At 42.1% G+C, this 17,262-nt stretch carries 19 protein-coding genes; 8 read left to right on the top strand and 11 right to left on the bottom strand.

The genetic code is table 11. From position 1 onward, the window contains the following. A partial coding sequence (locus ACFEL9_RS19305; RefSeq protein ID WP_385893684.1) for a SprB repeat-containing protein occupies positions 1-1,142 on the bottom strand: 1,142 nt, incomplete at its 3' end. Between the two features lie 663 nt (positions 1,143-1,805). Between ACFEL9_RS19305 and ACFEL9_RS19310 the strand changes: the two genes are divergently transcribed. Next, a complete protein-coding gene (locus tag ACFEL9_RS19310; protein ID WP_385893686.1) occupies positions 1,806-2,816 on the top strand; it encodes a ligase-associated DNA damage response exonuclease in 1,011 nt (336 codons plus the stop codon). Between the two features lie 54 nt (positions 2,817-2,870). Then, positions 2,871-4,463, top strand: a complete 1,593-nt coding sequence (locus ACFEL9_RS19315; RefSeq protein ID WP_385893688.1) for an ATP-dependent DNA ligase — start codon at positions 2,871-2,873, stop codon at positions 4,461-4,463. A gap of 196 nt (positions 4,464-4,659) precedes the next feature. On the opposite strand, the gene ACFEL9_RS19320 is transcribed toward ACFEL9_RS19315, so the two are convergent. From ACFEL9_RS19320 to ACFEL9_RS19340, 5 genes are all read right to left on the bottom strand, one after another. Then, positions 4,660-4,914, bottom strand: coding sequence for a short-chain dehydrogenase (locus tag ACFEL9_RS19320; RefSeq protein ID WP_385893690.1), 255 nt, complete (start codon positions 4,912-4,914; stop codon positions 4,660-4,662). 9 nt (positions 4,915-4,923) lie between these two features. Beyond that, complete coding sequence (locus ACFEL9_RS19325; RefSeq protein WP_385893692.1) at positions 4,924-5,226, bottom strand: hypothetical protein; 303 nt, start codon at positions 5,224-5,226, stop codon at positions 4,924-4,926. Between the two features lie 47 nt (positions 5,227-5,273). Continuing rightward, entirely contained in the window at positions 5,274-5,681 is a 408-nt protein-coding gene (locus ACFEL9_RS19330) for a fasciclin domain-containing protein (RefSeq protein ID WP_385893694.1), read from the bottom strand. A 79-nt stretch (positions 5,682-5,760) separates the two neighbouring features. Beyond that, positions 5,761-6,030, bottom strand: coding sequence for an RNA recognition motif domain-containing protein (locus tag ACFEL9_RS19335; RefSeq protein ID WP_385893696.1), 270 nt, complete (start codon positions 6,028-6,030; stop codon positions 5,761-5,763). Between the two features lie 378 nt (positions 6,031-6,408). Next, the gene (locus ACFEL9_RS19340; RefSeq protein ID WP_385893698.1) at positions 6,409-6,654 is read right to left on the bottom strand and encodes a hypothetical protein; all 246 of its coding nucleotides are present in this window, start codon (positions 6,652-6,654) and stop codon (positions 6,409-6,411) included. A gap of 329 nt (positions 6,655-6,983) precedes the next feature. Here ACFEL9_RS19340 and ACFEL9_RS19345 point away from each other — a divergent pair, with 329 nt between their 5' ends. Next, positions 6,984-7,172, top strand: a complete 189-nt coding sequence (locus ACFEL9_RS19345; RefSeq protein WP_385893700.1) for a CsbD family protein — start codon at positions 6,984-6,986, stop codon at positions 7,170-7,172. Positions 7,173-7,232: 60 nt separating this feature from the next. Further along, a complete protein-coding gene (locus ACFEL9_RS19350; protein ID WP_385893702.1) occupies positions 7,233-7,541 on the top strand; it encodes a polyhydroxyalkanoic acid system family protein in 309 nt (102 codons plus the stop codon). 60 nt (positions 7,542-7,601) lie between these two features. Here ACFEL9_RS19350 and ACFEL9_RS19355 read toward each other — a convergent pair whose 3' ends face one another. Beyond that, positions 7,602-7,826 carry a hypothetical protein gene (locus tag ACFEL9_RS19355; protein WP_385893704.1) on the bottom strand — a complete coding sequence of 75 codons (225 nt, stop codon included), beginning with the start codon at positions 7,824-7,826 and terminating at the stop codon, positions 7,602-7,604. 46 nt (positions 7,827-7,872) lie between these two features. Further along, positions 7,873-8,304: a tetratricopeptide repeat protein gene (locus ACFEL9_RS19360; protein ID WP_385893706.1), complete on the bottom strand. Its 432-nt coding sequence runs from the start codon at positions 8,302-8,304 to the stop codon at positions 7,873-7,875. A gap of 177 nt (positions 8,305-8,481) precedes the next feature. On the opposite strand from ACFEL9_RS19360, the gene ACFEL9_RS19365 reads away from it, so the two are divergent. Together ACFEL9_RS19365 and ACFEL9_RS19370 are read left to right on the top strand one after the other, a co-directional pair. Then, positions 8,482-8,973: an inorganic diphosphatase gene (locus ACFEL9_RS19365; protein WP_385893708.1), complete on the top strand. Its 492-nt coding sequence runs from the start codon at positions 8,482-8,484 to the stop codon at positions 8,971-8,973. Between the two features lie 154 nt (positions 8,974-9,127). After that, complete coding sequence (locus ACFEL9_RS19370; protein ID WP_385893710.1) at positions 9,128-9,307, top strand: hypothetical protein; 180 nt, start codon at positions 9,128-9,130, stop codon at positions 9,305-9,307. A 127-nt stretch (positions 9,308-9,434) separates the two neighbouring features. On the opposite strand, the gene ACFEL9_RS19375 is transcribed toward ACFEL9_RS19370, so the two are convergent. Then, positions 9,435-10,070 (bottom strand): response regulator, encoded by a 636-nt coding sequence (locus tag ACFEL9_RS19375; RefSeq protein WP_385893711.1) that lies wholly within the window; start codon positions 10,068-10,070, stop codon positions 9,435-9,437. Between the two features lie 309 nt (positions 10,071-10,379). Then, positions 10,380-11,012, bottom strand: coding sequence for a response regulator (locus tag ACFEL9_RS19380; protein ID WP_385893712.1), 633 nt, complete (start codon positions 11,010-11,012; stop codon positions 10,380-10,382). Positions 11,013-11,405: 393 nt separating this feature from the next. Between ACFEL9_RS19380 and ACFEL9_RS19385 the strand changes: the two genes are divergently transcribed. Next, entirely contained in the window at positions 11,406-13,982 is a 2,577-nt protein-coding gene (locus ACFEL9_RS19385; protein ID WP_385893713.1) for a ligase-associated DNA damage response DEXH box helicase, read from the top strand. A 158-nt stretch (positions 13,983-14,140) separates the two neighbouring features. After that, positions 14,141-14,809 (top strand): ligase-associated DNA damage response endonuclease PdeM, encoded by a 669-nt coding sequence (gene pdeM / locus ACFEL9_RS19390; RefSeq protein WP_385893714.1) that lies wholly within the window; start codon positions 14,141-14,143, stop codon positions 14,807-14,809. An 8-nt stretch (positions 14,810-14,817) separates the two neighbouring features. On the opposite strand, the gene ACFEL9_RS19395 is transcribed toward pdeM, so the two are convergent. Next, entirely contained in the window at positions 14,818-17,241 is a 2,424-nt protein-coding gene (locus ACFEL9_RS19395) for a DUF5916 domain-containing protein (protein WP_385893716.1), read from the bottom strand. Positions 17,242-17,262: the final 21 nt, after the last annotated feature.

A 17,262-nucleotide genomic window follows, 5' to 3' on the forward strand; every position in this document is an offset into this window, starting at 1 on the left:
GTAAAGGCTGCATCATTAGCCTCACCAATTTGTTTGCCACTTGCATTGGCTGTACAGGTCTTGGTAAAATCATCTCCTGCATCGGCTGTTGGAGCAGTGGTATTCACCGTTACAGTTACGGCATCGTCATCCGAACAACCTGTAGCGATATTAGTCTTTGTTACGGTGTAAGTTGTAGTACTGGTTGGATTGGCTGTTGGGTTGCTGACATTAGTTGCACTCAAACCGGCAGTTGGCGTCCAGGAGTAAGTAAAGCCTGCCTCACTCACCTCGCCGATTGTTTGGCCACTCGTATTGGCTATGCAGGTTTTCTCAAAATCACCTCCTGCATTAGCGGTTACGGCCGCCGGGGAGCCTACTGAAGGATTTTTGGTAGTACTGCAATTTCTGCTATCGGTAATTACGACACTATGCGCACCCGCCGAAACATTTGTAAAAGTGGTAAAGGCGCCTGCTGCGACATTAACCGGAGTACCATTGTCTAATTTTACAGTATAAGGGCCTACACCTCCCGAAGGAGTGACCTTGATAGAACCTCCTGCTGAACAAGTGGCGTTGGTAGTAACAAGGGCGCCATCCACACCAATACCCACATGTATCAAGGGCAGTGTTCCGCACTTGGGATTAATAGTGGATGGATTGGCCTTTAAAACACTGCAGGTTTCACCAGGTGAGGCAGAAGTCCATGCGAGATATAGGTCAATTATGTCTAATGATTCACCGCAACTAATAGTTATTTCTTTATCGGAAACCAGGGGAGTTGTGCTGTTTTTGGGAATAGGGCCGGCGCAGGCTACTATTGGCTCCCGACTTATTTCTGTACCTGCTGCGTTATACCTTACTAAAGTACCCCATAAAGCGAACGATGTTCTTGTAGAACCCGTTTTGTTGGCAATGGTTAACACTAAGGTTCGCATTCCGCTGCACTGGCAAGGGTCGTTGGCAGGTGCCGGCAAAGATGCTCCCACCAACTCCAGGTCTTTGGAGGTGCAGGAGCTGAGGGGAGGAAAGGTTTGTGCAAATGACTTTGTTGAAATAAAAACCAACAAAACAGCAATGTAAGTTTTAAAATAGCCGGCCAGCGTTTTAACCCATGGGCCGGGGTATGGGAACTGGTTCGGAAAGCAAACATCTCTGCTCATAATCGGTAGCTTTTAATTTAATAAATGGTGGTTTAGATTATCTGGAATGGAAAAAATGCGGTGGATGGTAGTCATAAAAAATATAGCCTTGCTGGTTGGTCCATTAACCAGCAGGCAGGTTTTCTTTAAAACAGTTATGTACGCACAAATCGGCAGCATGAACATTGTTTGCATTACAATAACCAAGGTGTGTTGATTTAAACAAGGATTATCAGTAATCTTCCCGGAAGAAAATAAGGGATGGCAGCAATCAGGGAGTACGGTGATAGTCGAAAAAATTGAGGGAAAGGGTAATTCTTTATCCGAGGATGGTGGAGTTAAGTTGTATTTACAAGGGCGTCACCCGCAGGTAAAACATCCAATTGAGCTCCAAAATAGATCTTGTATTTGTTATTTCCAAGAGGAAACACCTATTATTTTTTTTATTATCAATTGAGCTAAAAAAATGTGTTTTATTGCACCATTTATTGCCAACATCATAGTCTTATTTTTTGATGCATCTGCCAGATATTTAAGAAACCATTCCTGGTGATCTCTTTTTGAAAAAGGGAAGCATTTTTTTATTCTGGCCTGAACAAGAACGACGGTCTTCCATTTGGCACCCATCTTACTTTGGCACGCATTTGCCTTGATACAATTACTTGTTTTACTAATTTACTGTTCATGCCATTGATCGAATTCACGAATAAAGGACTGTATTGCCGCGCAGGCGATTTTTATATTGATCCCTGGGAGCCGGTAAATAAAGCTGTGATCACCCATGCTCATAGCGATCATGCCCGGTGGGGCAGCCAGCATTATCTCTGTCATTCTTTTTCCAAACCCCTTTTGCAACTGAGGCTGGGTGAGCATCTTTATCAAACCGTGGAATGGAACGAACCCGTGTATCTGCACGGGGTAAAAGTTTCGCTGCACCCCGCGGGCCATATTATCGGCTCATCACAAGTGAGAGTAGAAAAGAATAGTGAAGTATGGGTAATAAGCGGAGATTATAAATGCGAAGATGATGGACTGAGTGGAGCTTTTGAAGTGCTGCCCTGTGATGTGTTTGTAACGGAATCAACCTTTGGCTTACCAATTTACCGGTGGAAGCCGCAACAAGAAATTTTTAAGGAGATACAGAATTGGATACTGGCGAATAAAGCCGATGGCAAAGTATCGGTGCTGATGGCCTATAGCCTGGGCAAGGCACAACGATTACTGACCAGTATCGCCGAAACCGGGCTACCCATCTTTTTGCATGGGGCGGTTTACAATGTGCATATGGCACTGGTAAATGCGGGCTGGCATTTACCCGTCGTGCAAAGGGTCAATCCGGCGTTACCTAAAGAGCATTATCGCGGTGGAGTGGTAATCGCACCCGGAAGTGCAGATGGCACACCGTGGATGAAACGGTTCGCTCCCTATGCGGTGGGTATATGTAGTGGCTGGATGCAGGTACGGGGCAATACCCGGCGAAGAAATGCCGAGGCGGGTTTTGCGTTGAGCGACCATGCTGACTGGAATGGCTTGCTACAGACCGTTAAAGATACCGGGGCTTCCAAAGTATATGTGACGCATGGTTTCCAGGCTGCGTTTAGCCGTTACCTGAACGAACTGGGTATTGAGGCCGCAGAAATAAAAACGGAGTATGGAAATGATGAAGAAAATGGGGCGGCGGAGGAAGATGTATAGAAAAAATTGTGGATTGTCACATTTGCAGATTTCAACAAGTAACAATATTGATTGATGAAACAATTTGCGGCATTGGTAAAAGTATTGGGCACCAGCACCAAGACGAATGATAAGCTGCAGGCACTGGCTGATTTTTTCAGCGTAGCGAATGATAAGGATAAAGTGTGGGTGATCGCTATTTTCAGTGGCCGGCGGCCAAGGCGCACGGTCAGTTCAAGCCTTTTGGGCGAATGGTGCATGGAAATTACCGGCCTGCCGGGTTGGCTGTTTAGTGAAAGCTATTCGACGGTCGGCGACCTTGCTGAAACAATCGCCTTATTGCTGCCCGAACAGGCTTCCAGCATCCAGGGTGAAGAGTCGCTGCATTTTTATATCGAAAAACTAATGCAGTTGGAAAAAGCCAGTGTGGAAGAAAAAAAATTGTTCATTACGAGCAGCTGGATGAATATGGACCGGGACGAACGTTTTGTTTTCAATAAACTGATCACCGGGAATTTTCGCATCGGGGTATCACAAAAATCAATGGTGAATGCCTTGTCAAAGATTGTGCAACTGGAACCCAATACGATCGCTCACCGTATCAGCGGTAACTGGGACCCGGTAAATACTCCATTTAATGAGTTGTTGAGTGAACATACGGTTGATTATTCACGCCCCTACCCTTTTTACCTGGCCTATGCATTGGAAACTGCTATTGGCGAAATAGGACCCGAGGATGAGTGGCAGGCCGAATGGAAATGGGATGGCATACGGGGACAAATCATTCAACGCAACGCCGAGTTATTCGTATGGAGCCGCGGTGAAGAATTGATGACGGAAAAATTTCCCGAGTTTCATGTTTTAAAAGATCACCTGCCGCAAGGAACCGTGCTGGATGGCGAGATCATGCCCTATCTTAATGGTAAGGCGTTGCCGTTTGCCATCTTACAAACCCGGATTGGGAGAAAGAATGTGACTAAAAAACATTTGCAGGAAGCACCGGTAGCGTTTATCGCTTATGATGTGCTGGAGTATGGAGGCGAAGACATCCGTGAAAACCCGATGGAAGAAAGAAGAAGGCTGTTAGAAAAAATAATCACGGCAGCGGCACAACCTGTATTGCAATTATCGCCTGCTGTTTCCTTTTCAAGCTGGCAGGAACTGGCTGAACAAAGAAACAAGGCCAGGGATATTAACAGCGAGGGAATCATGCTGAAGCGAAAAAAATCTGTGTATGGCGTGGGTCGCAAAAAAGGTGACTGGTGGAAATGGAAGATCGATCCATTGGTGATCGATGCCGTGATGATCTATGCACAAAAAGGAAGTGGGCGCCGTAGCAACCTGTATACGGATTATACTTTTGCGGTAAAAGATGGTGACAAGCTGGTGAGTTTTACCAAAGCCTATTCAGGATTAACGGATAAGGAATTTGCGCAGATCGACAATTTTGTAAAGCGAAATTCACTGGAGAAATTCGGCCCCGTTCGTACAGTAAAACCAGAACTGGTTTTTGAAATAGCCTTTGAAGGTATTGCCGCCAGTAACCGGCATAAGTCAGGTGTTGCACTGCGCTTTCCGCGGATGAACCGCTGGCGGCAGGATAAAAAACCGGATGAAATCAATACGCTGGATGATCTGAAAAAAATACTGGAGATCTATGGCAAGTGAAAGAAGCATTATTTACCTGCGAAGACTTATAAAAACATTTATGATCGAATCGCTTTCTCGTTTTTTAATAATTTAGGGACAGCGGATATTTAACGTTTTCAATTTGTGAAAGAAAAATGAAGTAGATGAGCAGTCATTTTACATAGACATATAACTGCGGTGCTTTTTTAAATTGGTCTGTGCAGTTCATAGCTAGTTATCGGACCAGTTCCAGTTTTGTAAATTCCGTCCCGTTGAAGATCCTGGCTAAACTTTCATCGTGAGATTGTCTGTAGGCATCCATATAAGTAGCACTGACTATCCGCCATAGGTTTTTCCGGCTCAGTTCTTTGTAGTCAGCTGTTTTAATAAAAATGCCGTTCACGGAATTACGGGTTCTGAAATTAATTTTCACAACGGCATTATCGGGGTATTTATTCTGAAGGATGTTTTCAATTTCGTCGTAAGTCATAAGCTGTTTTTAACTTTTATTGACCGGTGTTTCCTGTTCGGCCAAACAGTCATTCCTGATCCAGTTAAATACTGATACTTCACTTTTTGCATCAAGTGGTAAATGATGGTAGATAGCGTATTCAATTTTTTTACCTTCGGCAATGCTGAACCTGTCTGCTACCGATCCATAAAAGTTGATCAGGAAGAGTACCTGGTCGCCATCAAAGCGGTCAAATGATCGACGGCTGGGCTGACCCATAAATTTATTTTTTTGACTCCCGGTTGACCAGTGGTAATGTGTTCCTTCGAGATGTTCTTTTTGAAAATGCATGATACAATTTTGAATTATATATTCTTTACTCACTGTTCGTTAAAAAACTATTGCATGTAGGTGCCATCCAGTAAATGAATCACACCATTTGCCCCCTGCCTGTCTTTTGCCAGTATTTTAGCTCCATTGATATGAATATCCCCGTTCTTAATAGTGGTTGTTACCATCTTTCCCTGGAGTGTAGACAGTCTCTGATCGTTTCTAAAATCAGCCAACATTTTTTTACCCGAAAGAATATAGCCTGATAAAAAATCTACGAGCTTATTTTTATTCGCCGGCTCCAGCAGTTGGTCATACGTCATGGACATCAATCGCCTCAACGCAAGATTGACAGGTCCCAGGATCGTGAAGGGTCCGATCTCATTTAGTTTGCCCTCCAGACCGGCCAGTTTAATTCCTTTACTGAATAAACTAAGATTCCTGTCGGCATTTGCGATCTCGATGATTGTAGCCATATGAAATTTATTGGGTGACTGATTACTATTTAAGTGAGACCGAAAAAGAATTAGTTTGCCTGCTGTTTTGGCCTGTTGTTTACCAGCTTCTTTTGCCCGGGCGTTCCTCTCTTTCTCTGGCAACAGAGATAGAAATAAACCTGCCTTCCATTTCTTTTCCATTTAGTTTATTCATCGCCAGGCTGGCTTCCGTACCGGATTCCATTTTGACGAATCCAAATCCCCGGCTATTGCCGGTTGCCTGGTCCAGGATTATTTTGACTGATATTACCAGTCCGAATGGTTCAAATAATTTCCTCAGATCATCCGCTGTGATATGAAATCCCAGGTTAGACACATACATGTTCATTCTCGAATTTTTAAGATTTAGTAGATACTGATAAAAAAACAGCAACAAGGAGAAAAGAGGAGAAAACAATTACTGTGTCGAAGAATAAGAATCGCTACTGATCCTAACTGAATGATGTGGTATTTTTATCTGACTTCCATGAAGATAGCCTATTTACGTCAATGTAAGAAATCAATTTGGAATATGTAATTGAGCCGCGTTTAGATTTTCCTTTTCATTAACTATTGCTAACGCTTCAGATTATCATCCTATTACCGGTAAGATTATTATACCTGTAATGCCTGGCATTGGAATTTTTATCCATTATCCAATCAGGATCAGCACCCGAAGTGGATGCCGCCCTGATGTGCTGAATAATATTATTGTGCCCGGCGAAAATTATTCTTCCCCCTGTACGGCTTCAACAATCGAGGGTTTATTGTGAATCAACCACGCAGGTAACTCCTGGTCGGAAATCGTCCACTCACCTTCCTGCTGTTCCAGCTTAAAGAAGAAACGGTTGCCCCGTTCATCATTGGTGTTTACATCATAGTAACCTGCAGGCCGTTTCCGAAAGTTAAATTCACGCAGACGGCCATTTATCTTGATCAGCTTTGTAAAAGCAATATTCTTTGGAGCATTCATAATCAACAGCCGCAAATCTACGAAGTAAGAGCGTTGTTTGCTTTTATCTCCGTTCAATTTTATATCATCAGCCTTAAAAAAATTCCGGATAGTGGATAAAATTCCGGGGCGAATTAAAGTAATCTATAAGTCAGCGAATAAACAAACCGCTTTTTAACCGTTAATTGTCAAAATGATCCCTACGCAGTAATAGTTTAATATATCCAAAAATATTTTGCTAAAATCCCACGCATTGAACAGGTGGTGAGACCCAGGTTATCGTCACTTGTTGGCACAATTTTTTTATCGTTTACTGTATCAACTTTTTTGTTAACTCTAAATTGTGTGTTATGGATAAAATGGAATTAAAAGGAAAATTGAATGAATGGAAAGGAAAACTAAAGCAGAAATATGCCAACCTTACTGATGATGATTTGAAATATGAAGAAGGAAAGGATGACGAATTTTGGGGAAGGGTGCAGAAAAAAACTGGACAAGCTAAAGATGATTTGGTAAAGTGGCTAAAAAACCTGGGATAATTTTTCCCCGTTTGATGACAATTCAACACTTTTGTAAGTGAAGCAATGATCATTTAGCTAATGGCAACACTTGATATTTCGATTCCTCATCAATTAGCGCCGCAGGAAGCCCTGAGCCGTATCCAGGGCTTATTGCAGCAATTACAACGGGACCAGGCAGACACGATAAAGGATGTCAAAGAAACCTGGAATGGCAATGAGGGTGAATTCAGTTTCTCTGCCAAAGGATTTGATCTTTCCGGGAAAATAAAAGTCGAAGAAAATTTTGTGCACATCGATGGCAAACTTCCTTTTGCACTTTCCTTTTTTAAAGGAAAAATCAGTGAGGTTATAAAGGAAAAAGCCGGCGTACTATTGTCCAACAATTAAGCTTCATACAGCATAATTTTCCCCTGGTTGAAAATTGGTCGCCGCCGTGAATGATCCGTTTTAATCATTTGGTGTATTCAAATACTTCATTACTATTTCCTGTATTTTTTGTTTTAACCCCTCGGGACAATTGGTATTAAACAAAATATTGCCGCTGCCTGTATCAAAACGATAACATTGACTCGGTTTTAATTTTTTACCCCTGATATTAACAAAACCACGGTCGAGGTCCGCCAATTCAAGCTGGATCTTTTCAATGGAGCCCACTGAAAATGACTTGCGCATAAAAATTATATTAAAAAAAGCATGCCAGTTCCCGCCGCTTTTACTACTATGAATTTAGCCGATTTAGCAGCCATTGTTTTCTTTTGGTCCATCGTTTAACGGGTTCCCGTTGCGGAGAGGGACGACCTCTTGCATCCGTCATTTGCAAAGACTTCAACAGTGCCTTGCTGATTGCCGCAACTTTTTTGGTGATCGTCGTTTTTTCGTTTTCTTTATAAAATTTTTCATAAACGCGGATGGCGGTATTAATGATCTCTTTCTCCTTTTGGTAATTTTTATTTTTCCGGTAAATAATCATAAGCCGATCGTAAAGTTTTTCATTCAGTGGTTGTGTTTTAAGCATACGCTTGTATATTTTTATAGCTTTTTCCCATTCGCCTTCCTGCTCAAATTGCCGGGCTTGTTGCCAATCGCTACTGAGCGGTAGCCGAAGGGTAGTCGCTTGATCTTGCGGACTTGAAGTATGCACAATTTTCATATCACCATTATTGAGTTTAAATCGCCTGGCCTTTTTTTATTTCATGGCATGGTATTTAAACCATCTATGCTGAAGCATGACTGCCTGTAACTCTCTACCAAAAAAGAAGCCGATATGATGCCCTATCAATATCTCAGCTTAACAGTGGTTAATCATTAAAAGAAAATATCATTACTTATGTTTTCAGTAACCGTCATGATTGAAACTCCCAGGCATTCCATCGGCAAATATTTCTTTGATGAAAAAAAGAAGGTTCTCAGGCTGAAAAAAATGTTGCCCCTGGGTATGGTGTTTCCTTATGATTTTGGAATGATCCAATATACTACCGCAGAAGATGGCGACCCGCTGGATGCAATGGTCATAACAGAATGTAGCACCTACCCGGGTGTCGAAATGGAGTGCCGTACTATTGGCGCCCTGCTGGCCAATCAAAAAATACCGGGCAAGAAAAAATTTCGCAATGATCGCTTCCTGCTTGTGCCTCTAGATTCCCGTCTTTATCAACACCTGAAAGACATACACCAACTCCCGAAAAAGCATAACCAGGAATTAGTTGATTTTTTTATCAATTACAACAAGCTGGAAAATAAGCAATTTCAACCGCTGAAACTGGTGAGTTCAACAAAGGCTGAAGCGATGCTAAAGAAGCAAATCACTAAGGGTATATGAAAGCAATTAGCGGCTTAACCTAAACGGTAAATAATTTACCCACCCGGCCGGATATGTGTAATTCATTACCCATTTTTAACCGGCAAAAAAGGACAAAATACCATTGCTCTTATTGGCAATATAATTGAAAGTTATTCTGCTAAAATCAACTTTTATGAAAAAATTACTGATCGTGTGCATAGCGGGTTTTATGTTAGCCTGTAATAATGAAAGCACCAATGAAAGCACTATTAAAGACAGCACTATAATTGAAAAAGACAATACCATCAACAGGGATACTATGACTGTGCCCGTAGATACCATGGGCGCCCAGCATGATTCATTGCATAAGTAGTTTTTGACCGGACATTGAAATAGCTTGTTTTATAGAGCAGGCGTTGCTGATGGATAAAAGAAGAGCCGGCAAAACCGGCTCTTCTTTTATATTGTAACACAGTTAATTTTGCTCACTACTTAATCTATCAGATACCACGCATATTCAGTTCATTGATAAGCGCCGCAATGTTTTTCAATCCCAATTTCTTCATAATGTTATACCGGTGAATTTCTACTGTGCGGTTAGTGACACCCAGATACCCTGCGATTTCTTTGGATGAGAACCCTTTTTTTAAATAATCGATAATTGATAGCTGTTTTGGCGTAAGCGATCTGATAGCATGAGTCATCTCATCCGGTTGCACTATTTCCTGTATAATGCTTTGATTGATCTCTGTGCAGGTATATCTTTTTCCACTAAACACTTCTATAATTGCTTCTACCAGTTCTTCACCCGATGAGGTTTTGGTAACATAACCACTGGCGCCTGCTTCCATTACCCGGCTGCAACAAGCCGGCATGTCGAAGTAGGAAATCGCTATCACCTTTATTGTATAACTATGCTCAATGATATCCCTGGTGAGTGTATAACCATCAATGGGTTCCATGCTAAGATCCACCAGTACCATATCAGGAGAAGATTCTTTTATTGATGAAAGCGCAAGTGCTGAATTATTGGTGGCGCCTACAACCCTGAACCTGGAATCGGCGTTCAACATTTCGGTCCAGGCGTCGGTAATGAGTTTATGATCATCAACAATAAAAAGGCGAATTGGGTACATAAGCCGGATTTGGATTTCGTTAATAGTTTTCGGGGTTAAATATACTACAACTGCCGGGCTGATTAATCGTAAAACAGCTTAGAAAAATAAATATTGAATTATTTGTTTGAAATCAATAACCGGTTATCGCTGTTTTACCAGTTTGACCTATCATCCCCTCCTTGCAGTTACAAAGAAAAAAATAGCGTTGCCGAAAAAAAATAGTGCTTTATATCTATCCTGCGTCATTGCATTTATACGTAACATGTAGATTTTATCCGACATGAATTTCCCGGGTGATTTTTTGTAATTAGTAAAGCAGAAGGCAAATCAAATCCCGCGGAGGTTCATCTCATTGATGAGTGCCGCACTGTTTTTAAGTCCCAGTTTTTTTAAAATATTGTATCGGTGTACTTCTACAGTTTTTGGCGACACGCCAAGATAGCCGGCAATTTCCTTTGAAGAAAGCCCTTTTTTTATTAATTCAATTATGGCCAGCTGTTTAGGAGTGAGACTCTTGATAGCCGCCAGCATCTCGCCGGGATTGATCATATTTTCAATAATAGTTTGTCCCATTTCCTTACAGGTATAGTTGTTTCCCTTTGACACCTGCAAAATGGCTTCTATCAGCTCCTCCGATGCCGAAGTTTTGGTTATATATCCATTCGCCCCCGCCTTCATGATCTTGGTATAATATACCGGCAAGTCATAATAGGTAATTACGATAATGCCAATTTTGCTGTCATATTCCTTTATAGCCTGCGTAAGAGCAAAACCATTGACCGGCGTCATACTTAGATCCAGTAAAACAATGTCCGGTTTTAATTCTTTGACGGAAGCCAGAGCTGTGGCGGAGTCATTGGTAGCTCCTGTTACTTCAAATCTTGAATCGGCGCCCAGCATAGCGGTCCACGCATCGGTCAGCAGTTTGTGATCATCCACTAAAAAAAGGCGAATTGGCATAGCAAGTAGTTTTAGTATAAGAAAAAGGAGGGTTCTCAGAATATTGGAGGAATTACCTTGGCAGATATCCGGGATGAAACAACTAGGGGTTGGGATATACTTCTCAAATGTTGCTGAAAAGAAAACTATTGACCAGGATCAACAAATCCTTTCTCTAATTTGCGTTATCTCCTGCACTTTTACGAATTATTTACACGGATTTTCAGACTGTTTTTTAACGGTATTCCGGTAGTTATTTTCACGGGTGAAGGCTGACCGATAGCAAAAGCTGGAGCTGCCAAAATCAAGGAGCTAAAATTTATCTTTGCCAATCAATAAATTCTTCAGGTAAATTCGGACTTATAAAAAGGATAAGCCCGAAGAGCACAAGTGGTTGACCGAAAAAGGCGGTGTATGCAAAATAATTTGGAACAATCGATTGGATATAAGATCATCAGTGATTGGTTAGGGCAAAAAAATCGTCAACCCTTTTTATTTCAACAACAAGCCTGGCAGCAAATCATCAACGGTGAAAGTGGTTTGGTAAATGCGCCCACGGGTTGTGGTAAAACCTACTCTGTTTTTTTAGGTTCCGTTATTGATTTTATTAATCGCCATCCTGCCAATTATAAAACGAGAGCAAAAAATAATCTTCAGCTTCTCTGGATTACTCCTTTACGGGCATTAGCCAAAGATATTGGCCGAGCCATGGAGGAAGTAATTGAGGAATTGGGCATGAGTTGGAAAGTCGGTATCAGAAATGGCGACACAGATACCAGTGAAAGACAAAAGCAAAAACGACAGATGCCGGAGGTATTGATCATTACACCGGAAAGCCTTCACCTGTTGCTGGCGCAAACAGGTTATCCCGAAGTTTTTCGCTCATTAAAAATTATTGCCGTTGATGAATGGCACGAACTACTGGGAAGTAAAAGGGGCGTACAGGTAGAGCTGGCCGTATCGAGAATTGTGAATAGTCAAGGAGCAATTTGCAATGAGCAATCTGCAACGGACAATTTGCAATATGCAACAGACAATAAGCAATTGACAATTGGCGGCAGTCAATTGCCAATTGCAAATTGCCAATTGTCGATCTGGGGAATCAGCGCCACCATCGGAAACCTGGAAGAAGCCAAAGAAGTATTATTGTTTCCTTTAAAAAAAAGGGGGGTCATCATTCGTGCGGCGATTAAAAAGAGAATTGAAATAGAATCGATCATCCCTGATGAAATTGAAAAATATCCCTGGGCAGGCCATTTAGGTATTAAATTGGTTCATAAGGTAATTCCCATCATTGACCAAAGCAAAACGACACTCATCTTCATAAATACCAGGGGTATGAGTGAAACCTGGTATCAAAAAATTTTAGACGCCTGTCCTGACCTTGCCGGCTCTATTGCGTTGCATCATGGATCTATTGAAATGGAACTGCGCCAATGGGTAGAAGAGAATTTGCATAGCGGTAATCTGAAAGCCGTAGTCTGCACGGCAAGCCTTGACCTGGGAGTTGACTTTCGCCCGGTAGAAACGGTGATACAAGTAGGTTCACCGAAAGGAGTAGCCCGTTTTTTACAACGTGCCGGACGAAGCGGGCACAGCCCGGATGCCATCAGCAAAATTTATTTCCTGCCAACTCATTCATTGGAACTTGTAGAAGCGGCCGCATTGAAACGTGCTATCAGCGAAGACCTGATCGAGAGCCGTCAGCCGATGTTATTGTGTTTTGATGTGCTGATCCAGTACCTGAACACCTTAGCCATCTCAGATGGTTTTGATCCTGACACAATTTTTGCCGAAATAACAGCAACACATTGTTATAAGGAAATTCAACGAACAGAATGGGAGCAGCTGCTTCATTTTATCACGGCCGGGGGCAATGCATTACAGCAATATGATGAATTCAGGAAGATAGAGATACAAAACGACCTTTATAAAATCACCAGCCGGAAAATAGCGATGCGACATCGGCTGCATATTGGCACCATTGTCAGTGAAGCGATGATGAAAGTAAAATTTTTAAGTGGTGGATTTATCGGCGTTATCGAAGAATGGTTTGTCTCTCGCCTGCAACCAGGAGATGTCTTTACGCTTGCAGGCAGAAATCTCGAATTTGTGATGATAAAGGATATGACGGCGATCGTGAGAAAAAGCAACGCCAAAAAATCCATTGTACCCAGTTGGCAAGGAGGACGTATGCCGCTAAGTGCGAACCTGGGAAAGAAACTGAGGGAGCAGTTGTCAGAGGCAGGAAGTCAAAAGTCAGCAGTCAAACGTGAAAAAGTAGTGGAGTTGAAAGTATTGCAACCTTTGTTTGGACTGCAGGAAAAATTGTCGCACGTACCCAAAGCCAATGAACTATTGATCGAACATATAGAGACTAAAGATGGGTTTCATCTTTTTGTGTACCCATTTGAAGGAAGGTTGGTTCATGAAGCAATGGCAGCCATACTAGCCTGGCGCATCAGCCGCATCACTCCTATTACGTTTTCGTTGGCCATGAATGACTACGGATTTGAATTGTTGAGTGATCAGCCGATACCTGTTGATGATTCAAATGTGTACGAACTTTTTTCACCGGACAACCTGCTTGCCGATATTCAACGCAGTGTGAACGCTACAGAGATGGCCCGGCGAAAATTCCGGGATATAGCCGTTATTGGCGGATTGATTTTCCAGGGATTACCAGGTGAAAAAATAAAAGCGAGGCACCTGCAGGCATCCGCATCTCTCCTGTTTAATGTTTTTAGTGAATATGAACCGGGCAATTTGCTCTTACGCCAGGCTTACCAGGAGGTGTTTGACCAGCAAATGGAAGAAGTAAGGCTAAGGGATATGCTGCAACGGATTCAAACATCAAACATCGTTATCACTTTTCCTGAACGACTGACACCGTTTTGCTTTCCTATCAAAGTTGATAGTATGCGGGAAGATCTTTCTTCTGAAAAGCTGGAAGACCGGGTTAGAAGAATGCAGGCGCAGTTGGAAAGTTGAGAGTCCGGAAATGTAAGAACGCTGATAACACTGATTATGATGATTTATTAAGATAAAATCAGCGAAAGTCATCATTATCTTACCATAACTGTGCCTCCCTACCCGCAGGCAAGTTTGATTCTAAAAAAATTAAACAGCTTCTTAGATTTGCAAACCTTATGGCCAGTTTGTTATCACATATTATTGGTGATGATCATTTAATTCTTAGCAATGAGCGAACCTTATTTTGGGAGGATGAAAGAACGCTGATCATCGCTGATCTTCACGTAGGCAAAACGGGGCATTTTCGTAAAGCCGGCATTGGCGTACCCGCAGGAGTTTATAAAGATGATCTGCACCGGCTGCTGGCGCAAATACTTTTTTTTAAAGCAGAGCGGTTGATCATCGTTGGTGATCTTACACACAGCATAGCCAACAGGGAAATGGATCTGTTCAGAAAATGGCGAAAAGATTTTTCGTCCATGGAAGTTCACCTGGCAAAAGGCAATCATGACATCCTCGATAACCGCTGGTACGAAGAAGCTGATATCGTTGTGCATAATGAGCCCTATTCCGTCAATAATTTTTTATTTGTACATGATATAGTAAAACCAAAACTAAAGCTGCAGGCAGGCAAATATGTTTTCTCAGGCCATGTACATCCCGGTATTACACTAAATGGAAGAGGAAAGCAGTCATTGCATTTTCCGTGTTTTTATTTTGGCCAGGCGTATAGCATCTTGCCGGCATTCAGCAAGTTTACCGGAACCTACCGGGTTGAACCCCAAAAAGGGGAGAAAGTATTTGCAATCGTTGAAAAAGATCTTTTGCCGATGCCGGTAAAATAAACTTTCTGCTATTTTTTCCGAAGCTGGTTATAATCCAAAAAATATACAAACCGCAGCGTTGCTTCATTGCCGTGTTTTAAACCAAAGGTTTGACCGAGATTAGATACATATCTTTTATACCGGGTGCCATCTACGTATTCATTTTCACCCAGCCAGTTTTTAAATCCAAGAATCAACCGGCTGCCGTAACGAAAATCCCAGGTAAAAAATGCATCTGTGTTAAAGAAGTTGATATTGTCATGTGCACTGAGGTCGGAAGCCGCCACTGGATAACCTTTTGCATCCAGCCTGGCAATTCTTTTAATATCTACCTTGCTCCAGTAATGACGTGCCCTTAGGGTTAAATTGATGCGGGGTGTAAAATTGTAAATGCCAGAAAGAACCGAGGTCACATCCTTGAAATCAACGAAGGCCACTCTCGCCCTGTTCAAATTATCCCGGCCCGCATCAATTATATAGTCTGTTTCTGTTTCATAGCGGTGTGATAATTCTAATGAAAGCTTATTACTAAAGCGGTAACGAACTCCACCTTCCAGGATATAATACTCTTTTTCCGGGTTTTTGAAAAAGTCGGCTATCAGGAAATTATAGTTTACAAATAAACGTTTGCGGCTATCTGTGCTTCCTATCAGTGATAATGATCCATACTGGGGCCTCCGTGCATACGTATCAAACGGTGACCCGATCACAAAATAATCATGCTGATCCGGCAGGTAGGTAGCAATAAGCGATACATCCCAAAAATTTTTGAGATACCAAAAACCCCGTGCCTGCAACTGTAATGAAGAAAACCTGTCGGGCTTATACAGTCGCTGGTAGTCTGCAATGATGCTATATTGATAGCTCAAAAAATTCTTAGTTGGTGTTAACTGTTTGTAGCTAAAAGTGGCCGTGTTGATATGTTGATTCGCTGTCTGGAGGTAACCAAGATCCGTAGGGTCATATTGAAGAGAACGGATTGTATTTTGTGCATAAAACTGGATCTTACCACTCACCTTTCCTAATCGCAAAGAAGTATTATATCCGTCGTAAGATTCGTGGTCGAAAATCTTACTATAATGACCGTAACCCTGAATATTGTAAATATTTTTCTTATCGTATAAACTAAAGTCGAGGCCGGTAACATTTGCATCCTTGTTTGCGCCATTGCGCATTACGTTGGTATTGGTAAAGGTGAGGTATGATCTTCCTTTTAATGCCTGGTCAAGTACCAGGATATTATAATTAGTAAGGGCTTCTGTTTGTATTTTTTCCTTTTCGCCATTGCTTTTACTACGCAGGGTTGCATACATCGGAGCCTGGATGGCATTTAAGAATCCGATGCCCAGTTTCGAAGGCGTTCTCCCCGAAAACTTTACGGCGTTATACAACTGGGAACGACCCGGATTTTTTATGATCTCGATATCGGGATCACCTTTTGCTAACTGCTCGACATCATAATAACCTGATGGCGTAGCCCCTATCCGTCTTGAATAAAACAATCCTGACTTATTGAATATATCTGTTCCTTCGGTAAAAAAGGGGCGGTATTCTTCAAACTTCACCTCATAAGGTGTGAGATTATTGACCACATTATCAGAAATCACCTGGCCGAAATCCGGGATCAGTGTCGCATCTAACGTGAAGCTTTCGTTGATACCGTACTTAACATCCATACCTCCGCTACGCAGCCATTCTGTCCTGTATCCGTTTGTCTCCGGAGTGCTGCGAACACCAGTGGATAAATAAGGTGAGAAACTCAGGCGCAATGGGGGTTTGATGTCTACCAGGTTTTTCAACACCCCAAACTGGTTCACAAATCCATTTACATTTGGATCAACAGGGTTCCAAAATGTCTTTTCATTGTTCCGCCGAACCGACCTTCCAAACTGCAAGCCCCAGTCCTGTACAATCGTATTGGCGAAGCGTAAAGAAATATAGGGGATCTTCATCTCTACCACCCAACCATCTGCTTTTATAGCAACTTTGCTGTCCCAAACCGCATCCCAGGTTTTATCGCCATACTCACCATATTCAAGAGGAAGACCAGGTGATATTCTTGCATCGGACTGAACATTGGATGAGCTCACTAAAAATTCAAAGCCATTTTGATCATCGTTGTATGTATCAAAGAAAACAGCGAAATAATCCAGGTCCTTAAACTGTTCCTCATCACGGGCGGTTATTTGTTTACGGATCAGGGAAGGATTGTCATAAAGATGTGCCCCGATATAAATTGCAGTGTTGTCATACACAACCCTAACTTCTGTTTTTTGGGTAGCAGGGAATCCATAATCAGGAAAATTCTGTATAAAGCCGGCAGCGACGGGAGCTTCTTTCCAGGCCAAATCATCCAGGTTGCCATCAATCTTTGGACCAGCGGCGGTTTTAATGGCGGATATTGCCTTTTCCTGTGAGTAAGAAAAAACACTAACCATTAACAATAGGGTCAAGCAGATCAATCTTTGCAACAG

This window comes from Terrimonas alba, assembly GCF_042434975.1.
GTDB classification, from domain to species: Bacteria; Bacteroidota; Bacteroidia; order Chitinophagales; family Chitinophagaceae; genus Terrimonas_B; species Terrimonas_B alba.